Source organism: Verrucomicrobiia bacterium, assembly GCA_019634625.1.
GTDB lineage: Bacteria > Verrucomicrobiota > Verrucomicrobiia > Limisphaerales > CAIMTB01 > CAIMTB01.
Genome location: JAHCBA010000031.1, coordinates 47,585 through 72,191 on the forward strand (window position 1 = coordinate 47,585; position 24,607 = coordinate 72,191).

At 66.8% G+C, this 24,607-nt stretch carries 18 protein-coding genes; 10 read left to right on the plus strand and 8 right to left on the minus strand.

Features of this window, described 5'->3' with window-relative positions; genetic code table 11:
• Positions 1 to 89 precede the first annotated feature (89 nt).
• Positions 90 to 761: a type II secretion system protein gene (locus KF833_16975; GenBank protein ID MBX3747004.1), complete on the plus strand. Its 672-nt coding sequence runs from the start codon at positions 90 to 92 to the stop codon at positions 759 to 761.
• On the opposite strand, the gene KF833_16980 is transcribed toward KF833_16975, so the two are convergent.
• Genes KF833_16980 through KF833_17010 form a run of 7 tightly spaced genes read right to left on the minus strand, consistent with a single transcriptional unit; the run spans position 737 to position 8,364 of the window.
• On the minus strand, positions 737 to 2,575 hold the full coding sequence (locus tag KF833_16980) for a squalene--hopene cyclase (protein MBX3747005.1): 1,839 nt from the start codon (positions 2,573 to 2,575) through the stop codon (positions 737 to 739). The genes KF833_16975 and KF833_16980 overlap by 25 nt on opposite strands.
• Positions 2,572 to 3,459, minus strand: coding sequence for a terpene cyclase/mutase family protein (locus KF833_16985; protein MBX3747006.1), 888 nt, complete (start codon positions 3,457 to 3,459; stop codon positions 2,572 to 2,574). Before KF833_16985 ends, KF833_16980 begins: the two co-directional genes overlap by 4 nt.
• The gene (locus KF833_16990) at positions 3,456 to 5,210 is read right to left on the minus strand and encodes a polyprenyl synthetase family protein (protein ID MBX3747007.1); all 1,755 of its coding nucleotides are present in this window, start codon (positions 5,208 to 5,210) and stop codon (positions 3,456 to 3,458) included. Before KF833_16990 ends, KF833_16985 begins: the two co-directional genes overlap by 4 nt.
• Before the next feature lie 23 nt (positions 5,211 to 5,233).
• Positions 5,234 to 6,529: a radical SAM protein gene (locus tag KF833_16995; protein MBX3747008.1), complete on the minus strand. Its 1,296-nt coding sequence runs from the start codon at positions 6,527 to 6,529 to the stop codon at positions 5,234 to 5,236.
• 13 nt (positions 6,530 to 6,542) lie between these two features.
• Positions 6,543 to 7,406: a ferredoxin family protein gene (locus KF833_17000; protein MBX3747009.1), complete on the minus strand. Its 864-nt coding sequence runs from the start codon at positions 7,404 to 7,406 to the stop codon at positions 6,543 to 6,545.
• A 35-nt stretch (positions 7,407 to 7,441) separates the two neighbouring features.
• The gene (locus KF833_17005; GenBank protein ID MBX3747010.1) at positions 7,442 to 7,876 is read right to left on the minus strand and encodes a PT domain-containing protein; all 435 of its coding nucleotides are present in this window, start codon (positions 7,874 to 7,876) and stop codon (positions 7,442 to 7,444) included.
• A complete protein-coding gene (locus KF833_17010; protein MBX3747011.1) occupies positions 7,873 to 8,364 on the minus strand; it encodes a glycine cleavage system protein H in 492 nt (163 codons plus the stop codon). Before KF833_17010 ends, KF833_17005 begins: the two co-directional genes overlap by 4 nt.
• Before the next feature lie 91 nt (positions 8,365 to 8,455).
• Between KF833_17010 and KF833_17015 the strand changes: the two genes are divergently transcribed.
• The 9 genes from KF833_17015 to KF833_17055 all read left to right on the plus strand — a co-directional run bounded on the left by KF833_17015 (position 8,456) and on the right by KF833_17055 (position 24,148).
• Entirely contained in the window at positions 8,456 to 9,727 is a 1,272-nt protein-coding gene (locus KF833_17015; GenBank protein ID MBX3747012.1) for an aminotransferase class V-fold PLP-dependent enzyme, read from the plus strand.
• A 2,413-nt stretch (positions 9,728 to 12,140) separates the two neighbouring features.
• Positions 12,141 to 14,915, plus strand: coding sequence for a pyruvate, phosphate dikinase (gene ppdK, locus KF833_17020; GenBank protein ID MBX3747013.1), 2,775 nt, complete (start codon positions 12,141 to 12,143; stop codon positions 14,913 to 14,915).
• A 253-nt stretch (positions 14,916 to 15,168) separates the two neighbouring features.
• On the plus strand, positions 15,169 to 15,516 hold the full coding sequence (locus KF833_17025) for a hypothetical protein (protein MBX3747014.1): 348 nt from the start codon (positions 15,169 to 15,171) through the stop codon (positions 15,514 to 15,516).
• A gap of 91 nt (positions 15,517 to 15,607) precedes the next feature.
• Complete coding sequence (locus KF833_17030; protein MBX3747015.1) at positions 15,608 to 15,952, plus strand: hypothetical protein; 345 nt, start codon at positions 15,608 to 15,610, stop codon at positions 15,950 to 15,952.
• A gap of 3 nt (positions 15,953 to 15,955) precedes the next feature.
• Entirely contained in the window at positions 15,956 to 16,456 is a 501-nt protein-coding gene (locus KF833_17035; GenBank protein ID MBX3747016.1) for a periplasmic heavy metal sensor, read from the plus strand.
• Positions 16,457 to 16,461: 5 nt separating this feature from the next.
• Positions 16,462 to 17,055, plus strand: a complete 594-nt coding sequence (locus tag KF833_17040; GenBank protein MBX3747017.1) for a sigma-70 family RNA polymerase sigma factor — start codon at positions 16,462 to 16,464, stop codon at positions 17,053 to 17,055.
• Positions 17,056 to 17,137: 82 nt separating this feature from the next.
• Positions 17,138 to 18,451, plus strand: a complete 1,314-nt coding sequence (locus KF833_17045) for a TolC family protein (GenBank protein ID MBX3747018.1) — start codon at positions 17,138 to 17,140, stop codon at positions 18,449 to 18,451.
• On the plus strand, positions 18,448 to 20,361 hold the full coding sequence (locus KF833_17050; GenBank protein MBX3747019.1) for an efflux RND transporter periplasmic adaptor subunit: 1,914 nt from the start codon (positions 18,448 to 18,450) through the stop codon (positions 20,359 to 20,361). The genes KF833_17045 and KF833_17050 overlap by 4 nt, the downstream gene beginning before the upstream one ends.
• Positions 20,362 to 20,377: 16 nt before the next feature.
• On the plus strand, positions 20,378 to 24,148 hold the full coding sequence (locus KF833_17055) for an efflux RND transporter permease subunit (protein ID MBX3747020.1): 3,771 nt from the start codon (positions 20,378 to 20,380) through the stop codon (positions 24,146 to 24,148).
• A 155-nt stretch (positions 24,149 to 24,303) separates the two neighbouring features.
• Here KF833_17055 and KF833_17060 read toward each other — a convergent pair.
• Positions 24,304 to 24,607 (minus strand): hypothetical protein (locus KF833_17060; protein ID MBX3747021.1); only part of this gene is annotated, 304 nt, incomplete at its 5' end.

The window sequence follows — 24,607 nt, forward strand, 5'->3', positions numbered from 1 at the left end:
CAGTCTTCAGGTCTCAGGTTTCAGCCTTCAGGTTTCAGCCTTCAGGTTTCCCCCCTTGCCACCCCCCGCCCCGGGATCAACCTCAGCCCATGCACCCGAGGTCGCCCAACCCCGCACTCCGCGGCTTCACCCTCATCGAACTCCTCGTGGTGATCGCCATCATCGCCATCCTGGCGTCGATGCTGCTGCCCACGCTGGCCCGCTCCAAGGAAATGGCCCGGCGCATGCACTGCACCGGCAACCTGCGCCAGGTCGGAATCGGCATCCGGCTCTACCAGGACGATCACAACGAAAAGCCCCCCCTCTTTCTCGTGTATCCCGGACGCCGCAGCGGCTTTGCAGGCGTCCTCGCCAGCAACTACCTCGAAGGCCCCCGCTACCTCGGCACCACCAACGTCTTCATCTGCCTCTCGGATCGCACCCGGGGCCACATCCCCTTCAATCTCGGCTGGGAATACTTCGGTGCCCCCGGCGACTTCACCACCAGCTACGCCTACCACATGGGCCCCGCGCAGCAGCTTCTCCCCGAAGGACAACGCTGGCTGGCCGATCAAATCGCCCGCTGGGGACCCCGCTTCATCGTCGCCGCCTGTCCCTGGCACCGCCATCTCTTCAGCGGATGGACCAGCCGGGCCGGATCCTTCACCCGCCGCACCAATGTGCGCGACCTCGCCCTCCGGCATGATGGCTCGGTGGACAGCTTCTTCTGGCCCGCCAACAACTGGGAGGAGGAACCCTACACCCGCACCCGGCCGCCCTGATCCCCGCTGAAACCCGGACGCTCGGGCGTCCCCGGCCCCGCCAATCCGCATCGCAGCGCGTCCACCGCGAAAATCACCGGGTAAAGCCGTTCCCAGTACCAGAGCCTGGCGAAATACAGCCCGATCGGACTCGCCTCCGGCATGGCATCCCCGGCCAGTCGCCCGACCAGCCACGCCATGCCCCGCTCAACCTCCCCCCGCCCCTCCCCCAACCCGCTCAAGGCCCGCACCGCCAGGGCCGTCTCCTCGATCGTGGAAGGTCCCCCCGGCGCCCCACCCCAACCGCCATCCCCGCCCTGCGCCGCCACCAGAAACGCACGACCCCGTTGCACCATCCCGGCCACGCCCTCCCCCTGCTCCCTCCCGGAACCCAGCACTGTCAGCACCTGCGACGTCCCGTACACCGGATTCGCATCGCCCGGCGCATGCTCATTGCCAAACCACAACGGCAACCATGCGCCATCCTCGCGCTGGGACCGGACGAGATACCGCAGCGCCCGCCGCCGGGCCCGCGCCACCCGCGCCGCCATGGCCGGACCCAGACATCCTTCCCAACACCCCCACGCCCGCAGCGCATGGGCCGTCAACTCCGGCGCGCTCCGGTCAAACGGCAGCGCCCCCCAGCCGCGGCAAAACGTCGGGATCCCGCCATCCCGGTTTTGCAGATCCAGCAACCACCCCACCCCACGCTCCGCCGCCTCCCGCGTCGCCCGGTCATCGGCCCCCAACCGGTGCAGCGCCACCAGCGCCCCCGCCGTGTCGTCCGCATCCGGCACACCGCCCGGCAGATCCGTCCATGCCCACCCGCCCGGTGCCGCGCCGGTGTAAGGATGCTCCCGCCGATACTGCTGCCCCAACAGCCATGCCCGCAGACGCTCGCGCCGCGCCTCCGGCAGCCAGTCGCCCAGGGCCGGCAACGCCTTGACCGACAGCGTGCTCACCCACGTCGCCAGATTCGTGTCGATGGGCCAGCTCCCGTCGGCCCGCACCGAGGCCCGCAGAAATTCCGCCGCCCGCCTCGCCACCGGATGATCCGGCCGGTCCATCGAGGCGAGACTCAGGGTCACGAACGCCGTCAGCGGCGTGGCCTCGAGAAATCCCCCGTTCTCCGGCTGCAATCCCTCCAGGCGCCGCAGGGTCCCGTTCACCGCCGCCTGACGCAGCCATCGCACCGGTAACCATCGGCTGGGTGCGTGATGGTGGATCGCCTGACCCAGGGCGATCAAAGCCGGCAGGGCGTAGCTGACCACCGGCAGTTGCAGCGCCCCGAACCATGACCGTGGCAGGGACGCCAGCTCGAACGGCAGCGGACGCACCCGCCTCCACCCGCCGGCCCCCAGCCGCCCCGACAACGCCAGCGTCAGCACGATCGGCACCGAGAAGGTGCGGTCCTTCCCGTAACGCCCCTCGATCGCCGGCACCAGCCCGTCCAGCCCGCCCGCCGCCCGTTCCAGCCATCCGTGCGCCGCCCGGATCACCGCCGGATACCGGGCATCCGCCCCGGCCGCCCCGAAGGCCGCCCACCCCAGCGCCGTGGTGGACAGGTTGCTGCGGCTGCGCAGGGTGTCGCCCCAGCCCCCATCGGCATGAACATGGTCCGCCAGCCAGCGAAGCCCGTTCTCCACCAGACCCGCGTGCCCGGTGCGACCGGTCCGCCGATCGATTTCGCCCAACGCAATGGTGGCCACCGCCGTGGACAAGGCGCTGCCGGAAAGTTCCCCCACCCAGTGGTCCCGCTGCCCCAGCTCACCCACCAGCACCCGGCACAGCCGGTCCAGCACCCCTTCCGCCCGCTCCCGCAGCGCGGCCGTCACAGGCTCAAATGCCCCAGGGCCAGCAGCCCGTAAAAGGTGTACTCCGAATCGAGATGATCGTCGGCCCAGTGCCCGTGAAATCCACCCTCCGCCGACCACAGCGTGTCCAGAAAGTCCAGGCAGCCCTCGTGCAACCGTGCCGTCAGCCGCCGATCCATCGACGCCAGCGCATGCAGCACCGTCGCCGTCGAGAGCAGATCCGGAATCGGCGCCCCGGGAACCGCCACGAACCCGCCCTGCGGATGACACCTCTGCAGCAGCCAGTCCCCGATCCGGTCAGGCACCGGCAACCCCAGGTGCCGGATCAACGTGACCGCCCCGGCCGTCGCATTGGTCGCCCCCACCGCCGCACCCGGCACATTGCTCCACGCGCCGTCCTTCGATTCCAGCGCTCGCAGTCCCTGGATCAGGCGCAGGGGCTGGGGCGGCGTCCCGCCAAGATCCTGATACGCCCCCAACGCCACAAAGGCTCCGTACGCCGTTCCGTGCCCCAGACGCGCATCCCCCTCGTACCCGCCGTCCGGCTTGCGAAACCCTTCGATCCGTTCCAACAGCGCCCCCGCCCGATCCTTCGGCAACCGCTCCAATCCCACCGCCGCCCAGCACCGCGCCAGCGCCCCCAGATGCACGAAGTCCAACCCCTCCCCATCCCCATGCCCTTCCAGATACCCGGTCACCCGGTCCCGCGGAATCTCCGCCTGCAACGCCTCCAATCCCGCCAGCGTGAAGATGGTGTAATACAGATCCGCCCGCCCCGCCCGGTCCCTTGCACCCCCTTCCGCAGTCCACTGGCTCTCCAGAAACGCCCGCACCAAGTCCGTCCCCTCGCCCAGCAGTCGGGGGGCCAGCCGCGCCACCTGAAGCAGTTGAAGCCGGAGACTCAAGCGCGGACCGGTTCCGTCGCCGCCACCGCCGCCGCTGTCGTCGGCTCCGACCCCGGCGCCGCCGCCCCGCCGGCGCCCTGCTGATGCTCCTTGCACCACCCCTTGATCTCAACGTCGTTGAAGATCTTCCCGAGCGTCCGCCGCAGCAGCCCCTTCAGACTCGCATGCTCCAGCGCGGCCAGCGACCGCACCGCCTCCTCCTTGTAGCTCTCGAGCAGATGACGGCACCGCTCATCGGCCTTCAATGACCGCACCCGTTCCAACACCCCCGCCGGATCGTGGTCCGGCGACCGCCGCCAGTGCCGGTCCAGAATCTCGCGGTCCTCCCCCTGCGCCCGGTCCCGCGCCACCGCCAGCACCAGGCTCGGACGCAACCCCGTCACATCCGTCCCTTCCAGGCCATCGAGATCCTCGAGGTCGTCCCGCACCTGGTAGGCGATGCCGAGCGAGCGGCTGTACTTGCCCAGCACTTCCGACACCTCCTCGTGATGCCCCGCGTACAACGCCCCAAGCCGCAACGCCACTTCGAAGGCCGGCGCCGTCTTCCGACGGAAAATGTCCACCACCTGCACCGGGGTCAGTGGCTCCGGAGACCGCGCCCACGCCAGTTCCGCCCCCTGCCCCCGGCACAACTCGCGCTGCGCCTCCGCCGCCACCCGGACCATCTCCAACCGGGCCGCCGGCGCCGCATCACACGCCGCCAGCAGACGATACCCCTCGCCGATCAGCAGATCCCCCACGTTCAACGCCTGCGCCACCCCGTACTCCGCATGCAGCGTCGGCTGTCCGTACCGCACCAGATCGCCGTCCTCGATGTCGTCGTGGATCAGCGAGGCCTTGTGAAAGCACTCGACCGCCACCGCCACGCTGCGCAGGTCGCCCGGTAACGCCTCGCCCGGATTGTCCCGCAACGCCTGGTACGTCGCCGCCGTCAGGAACGGACGCCACCGCTTGCCCGCCCGCATCAGCCACTCGCGGGCCACCCGCTCCGTCTCGCCCTGGGCCGGCCCCATCAGAATCTCCAGCGATCCCGGCGTGAACCAGAAGTCCACCTCCTCCCGCAACGCCCCTAGGTCCATCCGCATCGTCTTGTCGTCGTCGGTCAGATGGATGTACTCCCACACCCAGTCGAGATCGACGTTCGTGTCGATGCAGTCGTCCTGCAGCAACGGCACCGCCACTCCGGGAACCGCCGCCGCCTCCATGTACGGGAACGCCCGCTCCAGCACGCTCAGGCAGCTCACCCCGACGATCGCCTCGATCTTCCCCGTCTGGATCAGGCTCATCACGATCGCCGACCCCTCCGCCACCAGCACCGCGTAACCCAGCTTCTCCGCCTCGATCGTCAGATCCTGGATCGAACACAACCCGCACTGCTTGCACAACAGACCGAACTCATCGAACGGCGCCGGACACTTGCTCTCGACCCGCAGGCACTTCGGCAACAGCAGGAGCCGCCGCTCGAACGGCACCCGCGCCAGTTGCTCCCGCCACATCTCGTTGTTGATCAGCACCCCGATGAAATCCCGGTAGATCGGGTCGCATTGAAGCAGCGACACCACCCGCTCCGCATGCACCGCCAGCTCCTTCACCGGCATCGGCGGCACCGGCTGGAACTCGGCCACATAATGCCGCACCCCCTGCAGGATCCGCTGCCGCAGCATCGGCGTCGGCGGGATGTTCTTCTTCGGCGGACGCCAGGTCTGCAAGGGGACGAGACGGGGCAGCAGGGCGGGCGTGGTCTGGGACATGGCAACGACAGGGTCTTGGGGTTTCAGGAGACGAGCGGGGCCCCTTCCGGTTCCTTTCGGGAACCCGGCGGCCCGTTCAATCGGTCCCGCAGGGCGCGCGCCTTGTCGGCGGCGTCATGCCGGACATTCCGGTACGCATTGAAATCAGAAAACCAGTACCGCTTCGCCAGCCGGTACATCCAGTGCCCCTCCGGCACCTCCTCCCCCGGCAGCCACTGGCTGAACCGCGGCTCCATCGCCTCCAGCTCGGCCATCGCCGTCCCCCGCAACGTGGTGTCCCGCGCCCCGTGCCGGCGCACCAGCTCCTTCACCAGGTCCGGACGTTCCAGCACCACGCAGCCGCGCGTGTGCTCCCCGCTGACCTCCCGGAAATCCCGCAGAAACGCCGAATCGCGAAACGTCGCGTACAACCCCCGCCCATCCCGCACATCCTCCACCGCAAATTGAAGGATCGGACACGGCTCGATGTCGCCCCGCGGACTGACATGATGGCTGATGCCGGTCACCATCGGGCACAACGCCTGCCCCCGGTCGTCGTAGTACGCATCCACAATGGCAATCGGAACCCGCGACCGCATCGCCACCACGAACTTCCGCACCTCCACCAACTGCTCGGGTCGCAGCGCCAGTTGCGGGTTCATCACCGGCCCCACCGGCCGGTAGGTGTGGTACCACACGTAATGCACCCCCCGCCGGACCAGATCCCTCAACCATGCCTCCGACAGCAGATCGTCGATGTTCGACTGGCACACGCTGGTGGCCACCCCGGTCAGCAGCCCCGCCTCGACGCAATGTTCCAGTCCCCGCAGCGTCCGGCGGAACACGTCCGCCTTGCCCCGCCGCTCGTCGCTCACCGTCTCGTTGCCCTCGATCGACACCAGCGGCGTCGCGTTCCCCAGCGCCCGCAGACGCCGCGCCGTCTTCTCGGTGATCAACTGCCCGTTCGTAAACAACTGGAAATAGCAGTCGGGATGCGCCGCCAGCAGATCCAGCAGTTCCGGGTGCAGAAACGGCTCGCCCCCCAGGATCCCGAAGAACGCATTCCCGTGCGCCTTCGCCTCCCGGATCGTCCGGTTCAGCGTCTCCAGATCCAGGGCGGTCCGCGGCGCTTCAACATCCACCCAGCACCCCTGGCACCGCAGATTGCAGGAGTTGATGATCGACAGATACAGGAACGGCGGGAAGTACTCCCCCCGCCGCAACCGCCGCTTGAACCGTTCGACCGACAGCATCCCCTTCAACCCGAAGTTCCACGCGAACTTCCACAGGCACCAGGGGGAGGCGCTCCGGACCGTGCGATAAACCAGCGCAGGCAGCATGGCGTCGTTCCTGTCAGGTCGTGCCGGTCATCCCCCCGCCGCCGCCGGCCGCCCGGGCCTTCGCCTCCTCGACCCGCCGCCGCGCCTCCTCGGCCCGCTGCGCAATCTGTTCGGGACTCGGCAGACTCGACAACACCTCCGGCGGCAGATCCGCCACCAGTTCCCCCAGCTTGGTCAGGCACTTGGTCCGTTCCGCCAATGCCTTGTCCGAATCCCGCTCCTTGCTGAACCGGCTCCGCGCCCGCTCGCTCCGGTCCCGCAACAGCGAATACACGTCCCCTCCCAGCAGCGCCGAGATGTCCACCTTCATCTTCTCCCGCTGCAAGTCCGCGTCGCTCACCGCATCGCCGTTGATCGGACCCCCCTTGTACTTCGGGAACATGATCGCCGCTTCCGGGCACACCCGCGAACACGCCGGGCAATGGGTCTTGCAGTTGTCCTGTTGCTGCGCCTGGATCCGCCCCCCGCCGTCCACGCCGTACACCCCGAACAGACAAAACGACAGACACTGCATGCAGTTCGTGCAGCGATCGTAATCAATCACCGGAAACCATGGCAGCCACGCCCCCGGCGCCGGCGCCTGATACCGCGCCCGCACCGCCTCCGCCTCCGCCACCAATGCCACCGGCCCGTCCGCCCCCGCCGGCCAGCCCCGCCGTTCCCCTCCGTCCCCGCTCCCCTCAACCGCCTCCGCCCATCGCCCGGCCACCAACTCGGGACCCGTCCCGAACGTCACCCCCCCCGTCCGGTTCGACCGCACCGCGAACCCCCCTTCCAGCAGGGCCCGCACCGCCGCATGCCGCTCGTCCGCACCCACCGGCGAGGCACCCTCCCCTTCGTGAAGCACCACCCGCATCGTCGCATCGTGTAACGCCATGATCAGGAATTCTCTGCCGTCGGTTACTCCATCGGTTATTCCGTCGATGACTCCGTCGGTTGCCCTGTCGGTTGCCCCGTCGGTTGCCCATCCGGACCCGCCGTAGGACGACCGGCCGGAAGATTCGGTTTCAACTCTCCAGACTCAAGCCCGGCCACCACTTCCTCCGCCGGTTGCGTCCTCATGTTCAACACCTCCGTCGCCGCCGCATCCAGCGGCGCCCCCGCGTTCGCAAACAACCACTTCACCGCCCGCGGATAACACGCCGCAATCTTCAACGGCCCGCCCCCCGCCAGTCGCGCCAGCCCGGGATCCCGCCGCGCCGACCACTCGCAAAGGTCCGGCACCGCCTCGAATTCCGCCCCCGACTCGCACAATCTCCTCAAGACCTCGTCCTTCACCGCCGCCGGCACCACCTGGGCATACCGGCACCGGCAATACAAAATGCGTGGCGCGCCTTCGGAACTCATGACGTAGTCGCGCTCCCCTTCGTGGACGCCGCCTCTTCCGCCTGCTGCTTCGCCAGCATCCGGTCAATCGTGTCGTCCAGCACCCCGATGTAGCCGGTCACATCCAGCACCCGCGGATCCGGTTCACCCTTCACTTGGTACACCCAGGTATGATGAACACCACGCGTCAACGGTTCCAGCCCGTCCGCCAACTCCGGATTGCCCCCCTCGAACCGCCCCTCCACCACACAGAAAAGGTCGCTCACCGCCTTGAACCCCTCGATGTTTCCCACCACATCCCCCAACCCCACCGCCGCCCCAGCCTCCACCTCGTACCGCACTTCCACCAGCTCCCCCAGCATTCGCTGCGCAAACTTCGTCAACCCCACCCGCCATACCCCTTCCAACCCCTCCGCCGGCGCCAGCCACGCATGCGACGCCGTGTACCGATGCCCCACCGGCAGATGGGCCACAAAGGTCGCGCGCTTGTAGAAGATCGTCTCGCTCACGTCGGATGTCGGGATCGCACCGTAGCGACGATTCCCCCGCCTTACAGGAGAATTCTCGTCGGATCGCCAATTCCTGCCACCCTCTCCCCCCGTGCGGTACTTCGATCACAACGCCTCCTCGCCCCTCATCGAAGCCGCCCGCCTCGCCTGGCTCGATTCCGCCCACCGTACCCCCGGCAATCCCTCCAGCCCCCATCGCCCCGGCGCCCGCGCTGATCATGCCCTCCAACTCGCCCGCGAGACCCTCGCCACCCGCCTCGGCGCCCCCGCCCACCGCCTCGTCTGGACCTCCGGTGCCACCGAGGCCAATAACACCGCCCTCCATCATGTCGCCCACACCTCGACCGGCGACGTCTGGATCTCCGCCCTCGAACATCCCTGCGTCCTCGCCGCCGCCACCCGCTGGTTCCCCGGCCGTGTTCAACTCATCCCCGCCCGCCCGTCCGGCGTGACCGACCTCGACTGGATCGCCGATCGCCTCCCACACCATCGCCCTGCCCTGATTGCGGTCATGGCCGCCAACAACGAAACCGGCGTTCTCCAGCCCTGGCCCGACCTCCTCCGCCTCTGCCTTCACCATGGCGTCCCCTTCCTCTGCGATGCCGCCCAGTGGCTCGGCAAACTCCCCGCCGCCGGTCTCGGTGACTGCGACTTCGTCTCCGGCTGCGCCCACAAGTTCGGTGGCCCGCCCGGTACCGGCTTCCTCCTCGCCCCGCCCAACCTGAAACCTCTCCTCGTCGGCGGTCTCCAGGAGGACGGACGCCGCGCCGGTACCGAAAATGTCCCCGGCGCCGCCGGCTGCGCCGCCGCCCTCCTCGATCGCGAAGACGCCCTCGCCCGTATCCCCCACGAACTGCGCCAGCGCGACCGCGACGCCTTCGAAGCCCGCATCGCCAACGCCATTCCCGGTCTCCAGATCGTCGGCCGCAACGCCCCGCGCCTCTGGAACACCTCCGCCCTGCTCCTGCCCCCCGTCGATTGCCGCCGGCGCTGGGTGGTCCGTCTCGACAAACTCGGCTTCGCCGTCTCCACCGGCTCCGCCTGTTCCAGCGGCCGCGAAAAGCCCTCCCATGTCCTCCAGGCCCTCGGTCTCGACGCCACCGGCGACCGCCTCGTCCGCGTCAGTGCCGGCTGGGAAACGTCCGCAGACGACTGGTCGGCCCTGGCCGATGCCCTCCTGACCGTGGCCGCCGAGTTCGGCGTCCTTCAGGACCCGGCGCCCGCGCCAAATCCCGCCCGGAGCAACAGCGACTCCACCTCCTCCGCCGTCGCTCCGACCTTGTCCCTCCCGGCCCGCAGATCGTCCGCCCGCACCGGGTACCACGGCCGGCGCGCGCCATCGCCAAGTCCGCCCAGATCGTAGGGCCCGATCGCCGCCTCGACCTGGCGCCGCAACACCTCCGCGGGGGCCCCGGACACCGCCGCATCGAGGCAGGCGCGCGCCGGTCCCGCAAATCCCGGGTGCTCCCGCATCAGGAATCCCCCGGCCACCTCCGGCCGCCCCAGGCGCCGCACCGTTTCCCCAAAGATCACCGCCGTGAAATAAAGGCGGGCGATCTCGGTGAACGCCTCGAAATCGCCCAAGCGCCGGTACAACGCCCCAATGAAATGTTCCAGCACCCCCCACTCCGCCGCCGTGGTCTCCGCATACGACCGCATCGCCGCCTCCCAGGCCGCCGGCCTTGCCCACGCCTGTTCCAACGCCGACGCCAGGCGTTCAATGCCCAGCAACGTGAGGGTGAACCCCGACGACAACAGCGGATCCACAAACCCGGCCGCACTCGGCAGCAACGCCCAGCCCGGTCCCGCCGCCGGTCCGGTGCGGAAGGCCATCCGGCCCGCATGCACGAACGGACGCACAGCCGTCGCCCCCGCGAACTGCCGCTTCACCGTCGGCAACGCCTCGATCAGCCGTCCCCAGGCCGCCTCGCCCTCCGCAAACCCAAACCGCCCCGCCACCGCGTCCGTCGCGGAAACGCCCGCACTGACCACGCCGTTCACGAATCGCAACACCCAGATCCACCCGCCCTCGAAGACGTGATGCACCGCCGCATCGTCCACCGGGTACGGGGCGGCCCCCATGCCCTCGTGCAAAGGCAGATCCCCCAGCCGCAGAACATCCCGGAAATGCGAATACAACGCCTGCGTCCCCGGCAGGTGCGGCACCGCCAGCTCCGGCAGCCCCAACGAGCGCGAGACCGGCCCACGACGATTCCCCGCATCCACCACCCAAATCGCCCGCACCTCGCCATTCCACCCGTTCTCCCGCACCCGCAACCGGCACGAACCCGCCTCGAAATCCACCCCCAACACCTCGCAACCCTCCCGGTACTCCACCCCCAACCGCATCGCCTCCCGCACCAGGAAATGGTCGAACTCAGGACGGTACCAGTGCGTGTCCGCCACCTCGTCATTCGGACTCGCCGCCACCAGCAACTGATCGGCACGCCCTGCCGCCCCGGCAAACGGCTGGCCCATCCGGTGGCCATAAAACGAAAACCCCCGCTTCAATCCGCAGCTCACCTCGGGATGCGCCCGCCGCCAGCTCCCCCAATGCGCGAAGGGCGTCAGCGCCGCCAGATCGTACCGCGCCGTCAATTCGCTCCAGATCAGGTCCGCCAGCGGAGTCGAGGATTCGCCGATCGCAAACCGCGGATGACTCCCCTTCTCCAGCAGCACCACCGTCCGCCCCAGGCGCCGCGCCACCATCGCCAGCAGCGCCCCCCCGAACCCCGACCCGACAATCGCCACATCCAACATCGCCCCTTCATCGCACCCCCCAGGCAATGGGGTCAAATCACTACATTTACATGGTGTCGGCAATGCGATCGATCGAGGGATGCGCGAAGCGTCGTTGCTCCTGTCGATACCGATTCCGATACCGCCCCCGATTCCGGTGCACCTTCCGACAACTCGCCGATACGCCCGAGTATAAAGGGCCTCGCAACTTCCCCTTCGATCGGGTTCCGGAAACCCGGAGGGTTTCCAGAGATTAGCCGGGGGTCGGACCCGGCTCCGCGGGTTCGACCCCCGGGCGGAAGCCCCACCTCGCCCACGACCCCGCCAGGGGTCGCACCACCCATCCGTGGGGGCCGAGGCGACTCGTACTCAGCCCGAAGGGCGGTACTCGTCCTCGTCCTCGATCCCGCAGGTGCACCCTTTCGAGCGTTGCCTTGTGGCGGGTGCGATGGGCTCGATCTTGCCCGGCCCTCCCATTCCGCGTGGGAACTGGATCTCAGATTTCACGTTTCAGGCTTCAGGTCTCAGGCTTCAGGTTTCAGGCTTCAGGTTTCAGGCTTCAGGTCTCAGGCTTCAGGTTTCAGGCTTCAGTTCCCGCCCCTCCCATTCCGCGTGCGAGCTGGGCTGGGCGATCACGATCACGATCACGAGTACGAGTACGAGTGCAAGGCCTGCCGCAACAACGGAGACGCACCCGCCTCCAGGCCCGGCGACCCTCCTGCGCCACGCGGCGCCACGCCCGCCCCCAGCAGAAGCATTACTGATTTGATCCGAGGATGGAGCCTTCCTTTCCAGTCTCCCGAATTACGGTGTCCGACTTACCCCTCATTCTGGACCGCCCGGACGGTGACTTTTATATCTTGTTATTCTTCAATGGCTTATAGTTTCAAACAAGCTGCCAAATCCGTCCTGCAGGACATCAGGATTGCGTTGACATCAGTGGCCGTATTGTTAGCGTTCCTTCACGACGTCAAGGGATGATCCCCTCGATCGAGATCCGTTCTCCGGTCTTCCGGAAGGATACCAACCGCAACATTATGGCAAAGACATCGACCCCCAAGACCAAGGCCCCCAAATACGTGTACCTGTTTGGGAACAAGAAGGCCGACGGCGACGGCTCCATGAAGGCGCTCCTCGGCGGCAAAGGCGCCAACCTCGCGGAGATGACCCGCATCGGCCTCCCGGTGCCCCCCGGCTTCACCATCACCACCGAGGTCTGCACCGCTTATTACGAGAACAAGAAGTCCTACCCGAAGGAACTCCAGGCCCAGGTCGAGGCCGGCGTGGCGTTCCTCGAGAAGTGTCTGGGCAAGAAGTTCAACAGCCTCGACAAACCGCTCCTCGTTTCCGTCCGTTCCGGCGCCCGTGACTCGATGCCCGGGATGATGGATACCATTCTCAACCTCGGCCTGAACGACCAGACGGTCCTGGCCCTCGCCAAGTACAGCAACAACGAGCGCTTCGCCTGGGACTGCTACCGCCGCTTCATCCAGATGTACGGCGACGTGGTCATGGGCGTTCAAAAGCGCCCCGGCGAAGATCATGAACCGTTCGAGACCGTCATCGAGGACCTCAAGCACGATCACCACGAGGAGGACATCGAGGATACCAAGCTCTCCGTCGAGGACCTCAAGGAACTGGTCGCCCGCTTCAAAAAGCTGATCCACGAACGCACCGGCAAGCAGTTTCCCCAGGACCCCTGGAAACAGTTGTGGGGCGCCGTCGGGGCCGTCTTCGGCTCCTGGATGAACGACCGCGCCATCGTCTATCGCCGCAAGTACCACATCCCCGCCGAATGGGGTACCGCCGTCAATGTCCAGGCCATGGTCTATGGCAATACCGGCGAAACCTCCGGCTCCGGCGTCGCCTTCACCCGCGATCCGGCCACCGGCGAAAAGGTCTTCTACGGCGAATTCCTCATCAATGCCCAAGGCGAAGACGTGGTGGCGGGCATCCGCACCCCGGAACCGGTCGCCGAACTCAAGAACCACCTCCCGAAGGCCTTCAAGGAACTCGACGGCATCCGCAAGACCCTCGAAACCCATTTCAAGGACGTCCAGGACTTCGAGTTCACCATCGAGGACGGCGTGGTGTACATGCTCCAGACCCGCAACGGCAAACGCACCGGCCTCGCCGCCGTCCGCTTCGCCATCGAGATGGAGAAGGAAGGCCTCATCGACTGGAAAACCGCCATCCGCCGCGTCCCGGCCGATCAGCTCGACCAGGTCCTCGCCCCGGTCTTCGACCGCAAAGCCGTCAAATCGGCACGCTGCATCGCCAAGGGTCTGCCCGCCGGTCCGGGCGCCGCGTCCGGTCGCATGTACCTCAACGCCGACCGCGCCGCCGCCGCCGCCGCCCGCGGAGAACGCGTCCTGCTCGTCCGCAACGAAACCTCCCCCGAGGACCTGCGCGGCATGATCGCCGCCGAGGGCATCCTCACCGCCAAGGGCGGTGTCAGTTCCCACGCCGCCCTCGTCGCCCGCCAGATGGGCAAGGTCTGCATCTGCGGCGCCAGCGCCCTCCAGATCGATTACGCCAGCAAAACCGTCACCGTGGACGGCACCACCTACCGCGAAGGCGACTCGATCTCGATCGATGGCACCGCCGGCGAGGTCTATCCGGGCGAGATCCCGACCGCCGCTTCGGAAATCGTCCAGGTGCTCGTCGAGAAGTCCCTGGCCGCCAAGGACAGCGTCACCTTCGGCATGTTCCGCAAACTCATGGACTGGTGCTCCAAGGTCACCCGCCTCGAAGTCCGCACCAACGCGGACAACCCCGAGCAGACCGAGAACGCCATCGCCTTCGGCGCGACGGGCATCGGACTGTGCCGCACCGAGCACATGTTCTTCGAGGGCGACCGCATCGACGCCATGCGCGAGATGATCCTCGCCGACAATGTGGACGACCGGAAAAAGGCGCTGGCCAAACTCCTCCCCTACCAGCGGGAGGACTTCATCGGGATCTTCAAGGCGCTCAAGGGATTCCCGGCCACCATCCGGTTCCTCGACCCGCCCCTCCACGAGTTCCTGCCCCACGACGAATCCGCCCAGAAGGCGCTCGCCACCAAGATCGGCGTGCCGGTCGAAAAGGTCACCCAGCGGGTCAAGGGTCTCCACGAATTCAATCCCATGCTCGGCTTCCGCGGCTGCCGCCTCGGCATCGTGTACTCCGAGATCTCCGAAATGCAGGCGCGCGCCGTCTTCGAGGCGGCTGCCGAGGTCCAGAAGCTCGGCATCAAGGTGAAGCCCGAAGTCATGATCCCCCTCGTCGGCTTCAAGAAGGAACTCGAACTCCAGGTCGAGGTCGTCCACCGCGTCGCCCGCGAAGTCATGGCCGAAAAGAAGGTGAAGCTCAATTACCTCGTCGGCACCATGATCGAAGTCCCCCGGGGCGCCCTCACCGCCGACGAAATCGCCGAATCGGCCGAGTTCTTCAGCTTCGGCACCAACGACCTCACCCAGACCTGTCTGGGCATGAGCCGTGACGATTCGGGCTCCTTCCTGCCGGCCTACACCGAGCTGGAAATCGTGAAGGCCAATCCCTTCGCCTCCATCGACCAGACCGGCGTCGGCCAGCTCATGAAGATCGCGGTCGAGAAGGGCCGCCAGACCCGGCCCAACATCAAGCTCGGCATCTGCGGCGAACACGGTGGCGATCCCTCCAGCGTCAAGTTCTGCCACAAGACCGGCCTGTCCTACGTGAGCTGCTCGCCTTACCGCGTCCCCGTCGCCCGCCTCGCCGCCGCCCAGGCCGCCCTCGAGGACGCCGCCGCGGCCAAGCCGGCCAAGGCCAAGGCCGCCAGGAAGAAGTAACCGCTTCCCGCCCCACTCCAGGGCCGATGTCCGCTCCCGTGCGGACATCGGCCCTTCTGTTTTTCCAATTCGCCCGGTCGCGGCCGACCCTCAACGCATCGGGTCGGCCCCCTCGCCCTGGAGTCCGGCGCCAACACACCCACAAAGCGGGGGCGGCTCGAAATTTCCCGAGGGATTCGATCACCACCGGCGTAGGCATGGATGTGAACGCCGCGGAATCACCCGCGACCGCCAAAGCAGAAAGGCATACACCATGAAGCCCACTCGAATCGCCGTCCTCGCCGTCGCCCTCGCGATGGGTTCCGTCACCCTGACGTCCGCCGCGGTGTCGCCCCTTTGGTCGCCCAAAGCGCAAGCCCTTGCGGACTCGGTTCGCGTTGTGCCCGCACCAGGCAATGCCGCCAGCCGACACATGGAACGGCCCATAGGCAATGCCAAGGCGTGGACGCTCGCAAGATCGCTGCGACAGGTCGCCGCCACGGGTCCGACCGTTGACCTGGTCCGGGCGCAACGCCCGTCCCTGCCCCTCAAGCACCCACGTTATGCCGAAGCCCTGCGGGAACTGCGCACCCATCAGCATGCGTCCCCTCCATCGCACTAATCCGCCTGAACTCGCTGCAACCCGAACCCACGCTTGATGAACGCGTCGTTACGTTGAAGTGGCACCGGTCCTTCGCAGAACCTCGCATCCGATGAAAGCGTCCGACCAGGAAAGCGACGACAGGAAGCTCAAGGTCCTCCTGAGTGCCTGGAATCCATCCCCCCCGCTGCCACCCCGCTTCCGGGAGCGGGTCTGGCAGGGGATAGCCCGATTCGAGGCCCACGATCGGGACACCCGGACATTTCTGATGAAGTGCCGAGCTTGGATCGCGAATCACTTTGCACGGCCCGGCCTGGCCTGGGCATGCGCCTCCCTGCTACTGGCCTTCGGCATCGGTCTGGGGTGGTTCCAGGCCCGTCAGCACACGACAACCGTCACCGCGGAACTGGCCGTTCGCTATGCCCGCTCCGTGGATCCCTATCTAACCCTCCCGTGAACCATGCGCCGCACCCTGCCCATCCTGATCCTGGGACTCCTCGGTGCCGTCGGCACCTACTGCCTCGCCTATTTCGCCGGTACGTTCTCGTCCCGGGCCCTCCTCCACAGCCCCCAACCCGAACTGGCCTGGCTCCAGCATGAGTTCAAGCTCACCGGCCAGGACCTCGCCCGGATCACCGAACTCCATGCCGGCTACCTGCCCCGATGCATGGAACGGTGTGCCCGGATCGACGAACTCAACACCCTCCTGGCCGCCGCCCTCCACGCCGACATGCCCGTCCCGGCGGAGATCGATTCCCTTCTGCGGGAACGCGCGGACATGCGCGTCCTCTGCCAGTCCGAGATGATCGATCACTTTCTCCAGGTGAGCCGAACCATGCCGCCCGATCAGGGTCGGCGCTATCTGGCCTGGGTCTGGGACAACACCTCCCTCCGTGAACGACCCATGGATCACAGCTTCCGGGATGCGACCGCCATCCACACACCCGGTCCCATGGACTGATCGGCATGTCACCCGCCCCCATGGACGACCCCGACGATCGGGACATGCGCCGGCTCATGGCTGGACACGACGACGCCCTCGACGCTCTGATGGATCGCCACGCGCAGCGGCTCTTCCATTATCTATTCCGCTGCCTCCAGGACGAAGGGGATGCCGCCGATCTGTCCCAGGAGTGCTTTGTGAGGGTGTACCGTCACCGGACCCGGTTCACCCCCGGCCACCGCTTCTCAGTCTGGCTTTATGCCATCGCCACAAATCTCCTCAAAGACCGGTACCGCTGGCGCTCCCGCCATCCAAGCACGTGCCTCAGCGCCGATACGGAAGGACCGAACTCAGCCTTGATCGATGTCCTGCCCGACACCGATCCGAGCCCGGATCAGGCCGCCCAGGCGCGCGAACGCTCGAACGTCATTCGCTCCGCCATCGCGGCATTGCCCGAAGCGCTTCGACAACCCCTGATACTTGCCGAATACGAGTCGCTCTCCCATGAGGAGATCGGGACCGTCCTCGGCTGCTCGACCAAGGCGGTCGAAACACGCCTCTACCGCGCCCGCCAGACCCTGCGCACCCGCTTGGCCCGCCTCTTGGGGGCCGACTAGAAAAACGAAGTTCAAATGGCACCGCCACCCCGGTAAGAATCCTCCAGTTTCTCTCCTGCTGCCTGCCGATCTCCGCCATGCCATGAGCCGCCTTCCCCTGCCGCCACTCCTGCTGGCACCACTTCTTGGAACCTTGATCGCTGCCGCCGACGGGCGCGACGCCTGGCTCGCCGCCCAAGTGTCCGCTGCACGAACGTCCGATCCCGCACTTGGCGCCGCCATCGAGGAACTCCTCGCCTTCGCCCGGACCCGCAATCCCCGAATCCTGATGGCGCAATCGGAACTCGACGCGGCGCGTGCCAGGGTGCCCCAGGCTCGGGCCCTGCCTCGTCCGGACCTGGCCTTGGAAGCCATGGGTGACGCCGCGAATGAAGGTGAGCGAAGCCTGCGCCTCATGCAGGCCCTCCCATGGCCAGGAACGCTCGGGCACCGTGCAACCGAGGCCGACTTCCAGGCCCGTGCCTCGTCGCACGAAATGCACGGCATGATCCTTGAAGTCGCCTCCCGCATTCGCACCACCGCAATCGAGTACGCCTACCTCGCGAAGGAGGCTCAACTCGTGACCCGTAACCTCGACCTGTATCGAAAGCAGGAGGCCTTCCTCGAGCAGGCCGCTCGCACTGGCGGCGGCGTCGCCGAACTGCTCCGGGTCGAGATGGAATCTGCCATGCTGACGGATCAACTCGCCCGCATCGATGAAGCACGCCTGCGCGAACTGACCACACTGGAAGCCCTGGTCGGCATGCCCCTTCCTGCGTCGCTGCCTTCGCACCTCATCCTCGCCGGCGAGGAACTGCCCCCGTCCGATGCAACCGATCCGACCGCGGATCTGCCCCGCCGCAACCCAGTCCTCCTGGCCATGGCAAACCGGGTCGAGGCAGCCCGTTCAGGCATCCGCCTGGCGAGGCTCGACGCCTATCCCGAGTTCACCCTCGGCGCCGGATACCGACGCACCGACGAACGTGCGATGGGCGGCCGCCGCGAGAGCATGAACGAAGCGATCGTCATGCTCTCGGTCACCCTCCCCATCTGGGGCCCCAGGAACCGCGGTCTTCGAGACGAGGCGGCCGCCCTGATGAACGCCGCACTGCGGCAGTATGACGACGCACACCGCCAGGCCACGGCCCAACTGCGGACTCTCCTTTCCCTGGAGCGCGACGCCGTGCGCCGGGCCAGGCTGTTTCGTGATGTCCTGATCCCCAAGGCGCGACAAGTCGACGAAACCATCGAAACCGCGTACCGCGCCGGCGCGGCGTCCCTCCTCGATCTGTTCGACGCCCATCGCCGACTTCTGGATGTCGAGATCGGCTACTGGCGCGCCCTGGCCGACCTGCGCATCAATCAGGCCAGAATCGACTCCCTCTTTGGCCCTGACACACCCGCAACCTCGCCATGAAACGCTCCAAGACCCTCCTCGGGCTCCTCCTGATCGTGCTCGTCGGCTTCGCCATCGGGCGCTTCACCGCGCCATCTTCGCCGGACACCCGCACCGCCGCCCCCTCCCTCGATGCCGCGACCGAATTCACCTGCTCCATGCACCCGCAGATCCGCCAGCCGAATCCCGGCAAGTGCCCAATCTGCGCCATGGACCTGATTCCGGCCGGCCGGCCGGGACGTCCGGACGAGGGTGGACGCGAGATCGCGCTCTCACCCCACGCCCGAGCCCTGGCTCGCATCGTGACGGCCCCGGTGGAGCACAGAATTCCCGAAATCGAAGTCCGTCTTTTCGGGCGCATCCTGCCCGACGAATCGCGGGTGCGCTCGATCTCCGCCCGGTTCCCGGCCCGCATCGAACGCCTCTATGTCAATTACACCGGCGTCCGCGTGCATCCCGGCGATCACCTGGCGCAGATCTACAGCCCGGAGTTCCTCACCGCCCAGACCGAACTGCTGAGCGCCCTCCGATTCAACGATCCCAGATCGCTGCGGTCAGCCCGCGGAAAGTTGTCCCTCTGGGGCCTGAGCGACCAGGCCATCGCCGCAATCGAGACCGCGGGGGAGGCACGCGACACGGTCGAGATCGACGCGCCACTCGGCGGATTCGTCATCGAAAAGCTGGTCAACGAGGGCGACTACGTGACCACCGGCTCGGTCATGCTCCGAATCGCCGACCTATCCGCAGTCTGGGTGGTCTTCGATGCCTTCGAAATCGACAAGCCGTGGCTCCGCTTCGGCCAGTCCGTTACCTTCACCGCCGAGGCCATCCCCGGCGAAACCTTTGCGGGACGCATCGCCTTCATTCCTCCGGTCCTCGACACCGCCAGCCGCACCTTCAAAGTCCGCGCGAACGTCGAGAATGCCCATCTCCTGCTTCGTCCCGGGATGTTTGTCACCGGCACCGTCCAGGCCCGCGTCGCCGGCAACCGCGTACTTCTCGACCCATCCCTTGAGGGCCGATGGATCAGCCCGATGCACCCTGAGATCGTCAAGGACGCCCCAGGCGCGTGCGACGTCTGTGGAATGCCCCTCGTGCCCATCGAACAACTTGGCTACTCCCTCCCCAACGACCTCCCTCCCCCCCTGGTCGTGCCCGCATCCGCCGTGTTGCGGACCGGCCGGCGCGCCGTCGTCTATGTCGAGGTCCCCAATCGGGAAGATCCCATCTACGAGGGACGCGAAATCACCCTGGGCCCCCGCGCCGGTGACCTCCACATCGTCGCGTCCGGACTCGATGCGGGCGAGCGGGTTGTGGTCAACGGGGCCTTCAAGTTGGACAGCGCCCTTCAACTCCTCGCGAAACCCAGCATGATGAGCGCACCTGATCCGGACGCCTTGCCCGATTTCGAGGTCACCGGCGCCATGCAGGACGCCGTCGGCCACCTGATGGCGGCCTACTTCCCCCTTTGGAGGGCCCTTGCCCGCGACGATCTCGGTACGGCCCGAGACGCCGCGCTGGCCCTGTCCTCGACGGTGCGGAATCACCCCACGGCACCCGGCACCGAAATCGCCCAGGCAATTTACGCCAAGGAGACCGCACGACTTGGCCATGCGGCGGAGGAGGCTGGGCGCGCCGCCGATCTCCAGACCGCTCGTCAGACCTTCGAACAGGCCTCCCTCACCCTGATCCGGTTGGTGCGCGCCACGGGGATTCGTTCCGGACCGCCTCCGCGACTCGCCTATTGCCCGATGGCCTTCGGCGGGCGCCGCGCCGACTGGCTTCAGGACGACGACGAACTCCTGAATCCCTACTTCGGATCACGAATGCTGCGTTGCGGAGAGTTCGAGCGGCTGCCCATCCCGCCCCCCGCCGCAACCAACCCGTTGCCGATCGAACACCCGGCACACGACGTCCATTACCGACCCTGAATCCACCCATCGCCCCATGATGGATCGCCTCGTCCGCCTCTGTCTCGGCAACCCGCTCATCCTGTCGATCCTTCTGGGCCTGGTCATGGCTTGGGGGATTCTGGTGGCCCCGTTCAACTGGAATCTCGGCTCCCTGCCGCGCTCACCGGTCCACGTCGATGCCATCCCGGATATCGGCGAAAACCAGCAGATCGTCTTCGCGGAGTGGGAGGGCCGCTCGCCACAGGACGTCGAGGACCAGGTGACCTATCCGCTCACCGTCGCGCTGCTTGGACTTCCTGAGGTCAAAACCATTCGCAGTTACTCGATGTTCGGGTTCGCCATCATCTATGTGATTTTCAACGACAGCGCCGAGTTCTACTGGACCCGGTCCCGCATCCTGGAAAAACTCAACAGCCTCCCTTCCAGCACCCTCCCGGAAGGCGTTCAGCCCGCCCTCGGCCCCGATGCCACAGGACTGGGCCAGGTCTTCCAGTACACCCTGGAAGGCCGGGATCCCCAGGGGAGACCCACCGGCGGCTGGGACCCGCACGAGCTGCGCTCCGTCCAGGATTACTACGTCCGATACAGCCTTCAGGCGGTCGAAGGGGTGTCCGAGGTGGCCTCCGTCGGCGGCTTCGTCAGGGAGTATCAGATCGATGTGAACCCCGAGGCCATGCGGGCCTTCGAGGTCTCCCTGGATCAGGTGTTCAATGCCGTCCGCCGTTCCAACCTCGATGTCGGAGCCCGGACCATCGAGATCAACCGCGTCGAGTACGTGATCCGCGGGCTCGGATTCATCCGATCCCTGCAGGACCTCGAGGAGACGGTGGTCACCATGCGGGATGACATCCCGGTCACCCTTCGCCACGTCGCCACCATCGGGCTTGGCCCGGCCTTTCGTCGCGGCGTGCTCGACAAGGAAGGCGCCGAGGTCGTCGGCGGCATTGTGGTCGCCCGCCATGGCGCCAATCCCCTCGCCGTCATCGACGGCGTCAAACGCCGGATTGCCGCCATCTCGCCCGGCCTGCCCTCGCGAACCCTGGAGGACGGGACGCTTAGCCAACTTCAGATCGTGCCCTTCTACGACCGTACCGGCCTGATCCTGGAGACGCTGGGAACCCTCTCCACCGCCATCGAGAACCAGATCCTGATCACCGTGATCGTCGTCATCCTCATGGTGATGCACCTGCGCACCGCCCTGGTGATCTCCACCATGCTGCCCCTCACGGTCCTGCTGACATTCATCCTGATGAAGGCCTTGGGCGTGGATGCCAACATCGTGGCGCTCTCCGGCATCGCCATCGCCATCGGAACCATCGTGGACATGGGAATCGTCATTTCGGAAAACACCCTGCGCCACCTCGACCGCCAGCCCGCCGCCGATCCGCAGGCGGTCCGGGATACCGTCCTCCGCTCCACCCGCGAGGTCGGCGGTGCCGTCCTCACCGCCGTGGCCACCACGGTCGTCAGCTTCCTCCCCGTCTTCGCCATGGAGGGCCCCGAGGGCAAACTGTTCAAACCCCTGGCCTACACCAAGACGTTCGCCCTCGTCGCCGCTATCGTGCTGGCCTTGTGCCTCCTCCCAACGCTGCTCACCTGGGTGCTCGGTGCCCGGGCCCCGCGGCGGGCCGGACGCCTCCTGGTCACCACGCTTCTCGTCGCGGGAGGATGCGTTCTGCCGTGGCTCGTCACCTGGTTTCCCTGGTCCCTGGGTGTCCTCATGGTGCTGGTTGGTGCGTTCGGCCAGTTCCGCGACCGTGTGCCAACCGGATGGCGGGCGCGACTTCCATTCGCCTTCAGCCTCGTCGTTGCCCTGGCGGTGGCGATGATCCTCGCCGACCTGTGGGTTCCGCTCGGGCCGGAGCGCGGCGCATGGAATACCGTATTCGTGGCAGTCCTGGCAGGGGGTCTCCTTCTCCTGGCCCATGCCTTCATCCGCGGCTATCCCGCAATGGTCCGGTGGTGCCTGGAGCACAAAGGCGCCTTTCTCAGCGGGGTGGCAGCCGTGCTGCTCACCGGGACGGTGTCCTGGCTCGGACTTGGCCGGGTCTTCGGTTGGATGCCCAACGCCCTGCGCCACAACGCCGTCTGGAATGCCGCCTACCACGCCTTCCCAGGCCTGGGCAAAGAGTTCATGCCCAGCCTCGACGAGGGCTCGTTTCTGTACATGCCAACCATCATGCCGCACGGGTCCATCGGCGAGGCCACTGAGATCCTCTCCCTCCAGAACCAGGCCATCGCGTCCATCCCGGAGATCGACAGCGTCGTCGGCAAGATCGGTCGAGCCGAGAGCCCGCTGGACCCAGCCCCCGTCTCGATGGTCGAGACCGTCATCAACTACAAGCCCGAGTATGTCCTCGACGAGAACGGCCGGCGCATGCGCTTTCGTTACGACCGCCGCCAGGCGGCCTTCCTGTACGATGGCGACGGCCAGTTGATCCCCGACCGCTCGGGCAGACCCTACCGGCAGTGGCGCCCGGAGATTCTCAGTCCGGACGACATCTGGCAGGAGATCGCACGCGTCGCCGAGATCCCCGGATCCACCTCGGCCCCCAAACTCCAACCCATTGAAACCCGGATCGTCATGCTGCAGAGCGGCATGCGTGCCGCCTTTGGCGTGAAGGTGTACGGCCCTGATCTGGAGACCATCGAGAGAGTCGGCCTCGAATTGGAACGTCACTTGCGCGACGTGCCCGCCATCGAACCCGCAACCGTCTTCGCCGATCGCATTGTCGGTGTCCCATACCTCGAAATAGATGTCGATCGCCCCGCGCTCTCGCGTTACGGGCTCACCATTGGCGACGTGCATGAGGTCATCGAGGTGGCCATCGGGGGACGATCTCTTACCACCACCGTCGAGGGCCGCGAACGCTACCCCGTCCGGGTGCGTTATCCCCGCGAACTGCGTGACAATATCGAAGCTCTCTCGGGCATTCTCATCCCCACGGTGGGTGGCGCCCAAATCCCCCTCGGCCAGGTTTCGACGATCCGCTATACGCGCGGGCCCGAGTCCATCAAGGCCGAGGACACGTTCCTCGTCGGGTACGTCATCTTCGACAGAAAGCCGGGCTTCGCCGAAGTCGAGGTGGTGGAAGGCGCCGAACGCTACCTGAAGAGTCTCATGGCGGCAGGCCAGTTCACACTCCCGCCCGGTGTCAGCTACCGGTTCACCGGCGCCTACGAAAACCAGGTTCGGGCGGAAGCCCGCCTTCGCCTGGTGGTCCCCCTCTCGCTGATCGTCATCTTCCTGCTGATCTACCTTCAGTTCCGATCCGTCCCGCGGTCTCTGATCATCTTCTCCGGCATCCTCGTCGCCTGGTCCGGAGGCTTCATCCTGCTCTGGCTGTACAACCAATCCTGGTTTCTCAACGCCTCCCTCGACGGCATCGATCTCCGCAGCCTGTTTCAGGTGGGTCCGGTCAACCTCAGCATTGCCGTGTGGGTGGGGTTTCTCGCCCTGTTCGGCATCGCCACCGACGACGGCGTTCTGATGACAACCTATCTCGCCAACACGTTCCAATCCGAACGCCCCGACACCGTCAGCCGCATCCGGGATGCCGTGGTCGCCGGGGCGACCCTGCGGGTGCGCCCGGCGATGATGACGACCGTCACTACCATCCTCGCACTCATGCCAGTCCTCACCAGCACCGGTCGCGGCTCCGATGTGATGGTCCCGATGGCGCTTCCCACTATCGGGGGCATGACCGTCGCCATCCTGACAGTGCTCACGACTCCCACGCTCTTCTGCCTGCTGGAAGAACTTCGCCATCAGCGTGGCAACGCCGTGGCCCGGCAGGCGTCATGACCGGTTCGACTCCCGTCGCCACCGATCACCGGGATGGCGCCCCCCTCGGGGGGACCCCATCGGCCCGGGCCCGGGCCGAACCCAATTAAAAAGAGGCGGCCATCAGGCCGCCTCTGCTCACACTCTCTCCAACCACAATCTCGTCGTTCCCAGACTTACACCATCCGCCGGCGCGCCATCGCCAGCCCGGTCAGGCCCGCCCCCAGCATCGCCAGGGTCAGTCCGCCTTCCGGCACGCTCGGCGGCGGGCACCACACCAGCATGTCCTGCTTGCGCTCGCCGTCCTGCGTCAGGTTCAGGGCGTACACCGGGAACATCCCCGTCGGATCGTTGTTCACTCCGCCCGTAAACCCGTTGTCCAGCGCGTACTTCACGAACTTGTTGCCGTTCGGATCCGCCAGCACCCACTCCTCCTCGAAGTGCCACACCGCCCGTTGAAACGCCTGCGCATCCGCCACC